Source organism: uncultured Wocania sp., assembly GCF_964021735.1.
In the GTDB taxonomy this organism is placed as follows: domain Bacteria; phylum Bacteroidota; class Bacteroidia; order Flavobacteriales; family Flavobacteriaceae; genus Wocania_A.
This window is the reverse complement of the sequence record NZ_CAXIBN010000251.1, coordinates 1-3,250: the sequence shown is the minus strand read 5'-3', so window position 1 is coordinate 3,250 and position 3,250 is coordinate 1. Positions and strand designations below refer to the sequence as shown.

Below are 3,250 nucleotides of genomic sequence, written 5' to 3'. Positions count from 1 at the left end.
TCTTTATATGGGCCATAAACCTCCCCTTCATTTAGATTAAAAATACTATCTGCAACCGTGGTTGGTAAAGATGATTTAAAAACAAAACGATTATCAAATTTAATATCAGAATTCGAGTTAACAAATTCCTCATTATCAGTAGTTTTAGAAAAACTAATAACTGCTTCGTTTACGTCTGGTGTTGTTGGGTTATCTTCTTTTCCTTTTATAAGACTAATTAATTTATCTTTTATTTCATTTTCATCTTCAATAGTTGCGGCTTCTTTAAACTCAACATATTTAATATCTCTTGAAGCTTCAACCTCAAACTGCTTTTTGTTTTTATTAATATAGTCTGAAATATCAGATTTAGAAACTGTAACTGTGCTATCAGGAATTGATGCATAAGGTACTTGAACATACTTAATATCTACTTTATTGCCTTGTAATTTATGCTCTAATTCACCTTCGGCAAGCGTGCCCGTTAAACCTGCTTTTACTAAGTTAAAATAGTTTTGGTTTAACGCATTGTTTGCTAATTGTTTCTCATAATTAACCCAGTCTGCAAATGTTAATGGTTGTCCGCCAATAAATCCTGGTTGTGGAGACAATTCTTTAAGATTAGCAATAAACTCGTTTAGCTTATTCTCATCAAATAGACCTGCTTCATTTAAAAACTCTGGATTAGTTGCCATTGCAGTTTTAAGCAAATCTCTCATTTGGTCTTTTTCAATAGAGATTCCTAAAGCTTCATATTGCGTTTCCATAACAGCTTGCCTAACTTCTTGCTCCCAAACACTATTCATTACTTGTGTGTTTGTTGCTGTTGCACCAGCACGCTTTTGTGCTATCTCTACTTTTTGTAAAAAGTCTTCGCGGGTAATGTCTTTACCATTAATAGTAGCAACAATATTTTGTGATTTAGATGTTAGCGCATCGCTATTTTTAAATAAATCTGCTAATACGAAAGAAAATAACGCTAGTGCTATAATTAATATTAAAAATAGTGAACGTTGTCTAATCTTATTTAAAACTGCCATTTGTAATTAAAATTTAAAAATCCTTAATTTGGGATTATGCTTGTTAAGTTGTTTGTATCTAAAATCTGTTTTTTGATAAAATACAGTGCGCGAAAATACCATTTTCTATTTAATAATAAAAGTAGAAAGATGCTTTAATTGCATTAAATGATACAGATATAATTTATTATGAGAAACTGAAACAAGTTCAGTTTGAAGAAACACTAATCTTCTCCTAAAAGTTTGAGTTCGACTAAATCAATTTTAGTATTTGATACTTCTAAAATGGTAAACTGAAATCCGTCAATAATAACAACATCACCCTTTGCTGGAATTTGTTCCGTTTGGTTAACAATTAAACCTCCTAAAGTTTCGTAGTTTTCATTTTCAGTAAGATTTAATTTGTAGGTTTCATTTAAATAATCGACCTCTAAACGTGCTGAAAAAGTGAATGTTTCGTCATCAATTTTTTCTTCAATTAAAACTACGGTGTCGTGTTCATCCTCTATCTCGCCAAAAAGTTCTTCAACAATATCTTCAACAGTCATAATCCCCGATGTTCCGCCATATTCATCTAAAACAACCGCTATACTTTTATGTTTTTTTGTAAGTACATTAAGTACATCTTTAATAAGTACCGTTTCTGGAATATACTCTACAGGCAGCATTGCAGATTTTATGGTTTTTGGCTTTTTAAACAACTCGAACGAGTGTACATAACCTAAAATATCGTCAACCGTTTCTTTATATACTAAAATTTTAGTGCACCCTGTTTCAGTAAAAAGTGCATTAAGTGTTTTTATAGATTCGTTAATTTCTACAGCAATTATCTCAGTTCTAGGCACCATAACTTCTCGGGCTTTAACCTCCGAAAACTCTAAAGCATTTTGAAAAATTTGAATTTCGGTATCTACTTCGTCATGCGCTTCAACCGATTCCATTTGCTCACTAATATAATTACCTAATTCTACTTTTGTAAATGCCAATTGAATTTGATCGCCTTCCGTTTTAAAAAAATATTTAAGTATAAAATCTGAAATCCAAATAACAAAATCTGAAATAAATGAAAACAACACATAAAATATATAAGCTGGTACTGCTAATACTTTTATGAGTGTGTTTGAATAAATTTGAAAAAATACTTTTGGCAAAAACTCTGCAGTTATTAAAATAACAAAAGTTGAGATAATGGTTTGCGATAATAAACTTAAATCGTTTAATAAATAATTTGCAAAAACTGATGATGTTGGTAACATAGATCGAAACCAATTAACCAGTAAATCACCCATAAAAAAACCATATATTACCAATGCTATGTTATTGCCAATTAACATAGTAGTAATAAATTTTGATGGCTTTGCAGTAAGTTTACTTAATATTTTTGCAAGAATGCCATCTTGTTTTTTTTCAATTTCAATATGAATTTTGTTTGAAGAAATATAAGCAATCTCCATCCCTGAAAAAAAAGCCGATAGTATTAATGAAACAATTATGATAATAACATAAAGGCTCATTTAGTTTGAATTGTTTCTGTTTTCAAATTTTTTACCAAACTTTCTTCTAAAGAAAAACATAAAAATGGCGAGTGCTCCTAGCAAAATTGAAGTATATGCTACTTCTCCATTACTCATATACTTTGAAATAGCATCGTATATAAATAATACAGCAAATACTAAATAAGCATATTGAAAAATTTTAGAATATTTCATTTTGAATATAAATTAAACTACCGCAAAGATAATTAAAATAGAGAAGCAGCGTTTGATGAATTTTAGTTATTCGTCAAGTGTAATTGTACCTGTTACTTCAAGTACTTCAGCATTGGTGAATTTTGAATTAGAATCGAAACCATTACCATAAATAACATCTAAGCCTTGCCTGAATTTTACTGGCTTATTAGTAAATAACCATTCTTTTTTCTGATCGTAAAACAATTGTTCGGCATACAACGTATCGTTTGTACTTGTTGTTATTTTTACATTGCCTTGTAAATCTATAAGATTTGTGTTGTTATAAATGATTGCATAGTCTGATACAACTATACTCTTTTTATTTTCGTCATCATATATATCGAGTATAATACCTTTTGGAAATTCATTAAACGGAAAATTTCTATTTGAGTAATCTAACATTTTAGGGCTAATAAGAATGGCTTTAAGCTTACCTGAATCTGTATGTTTTAGGTTAAAGTTTTCAGCAACTCCAATAGGTTCATTTTCAGACATACCCATTTTCTGAACGTCATCTAAATT

General features: G+C 29.7%; 4 protein-coding genes. All 4 read right to left on the bottom strand.

From position 1 onward, the window contains the following. The coding region (locus tag AADI82_RS14545) for a SurA N-terminal domain-containing protein (RefSeq protein ID WP_341217140.1) at positions 1-1,019 on the bottom strand (1,019 nt) is incomplete at its 3' end. Positions 1,020-1,222: 203 nt separating this feature from the next. Continuing rightward, the gene (locus AADI82_RS14540) at positions 1,223-2,512 is read right to left on the bottom strand and encodes a hemolysin family protein (protein ID WP_341217139.1); all 1,290 of its coding nucleotides are present in this window, start codon (positions 2,510-2,512) and stop codon (positions 1,223-1,225) included. Continuing rightward, positions 2,513-2,707, bottom strand: a complete 195-nt coding sequence (locus AADI82_RS14535) for a hypothetical protein (RefSeq protein WP_341217138.1) — start codon at positions 2,705-2,707, stop codon at positions 2,513-2,515. A 66-nt stretch (positions 2,708-2,773) separates the two neighbouring features. Next, on the bottom strand, positions 2,774-3,250 hold a 477-nt coding region (gene lptC / locus AADI82_RS14530), incomplete at its 5' end, for an LPS export ABC transporter periplasmic protein LptC (protein WP_341217137.1).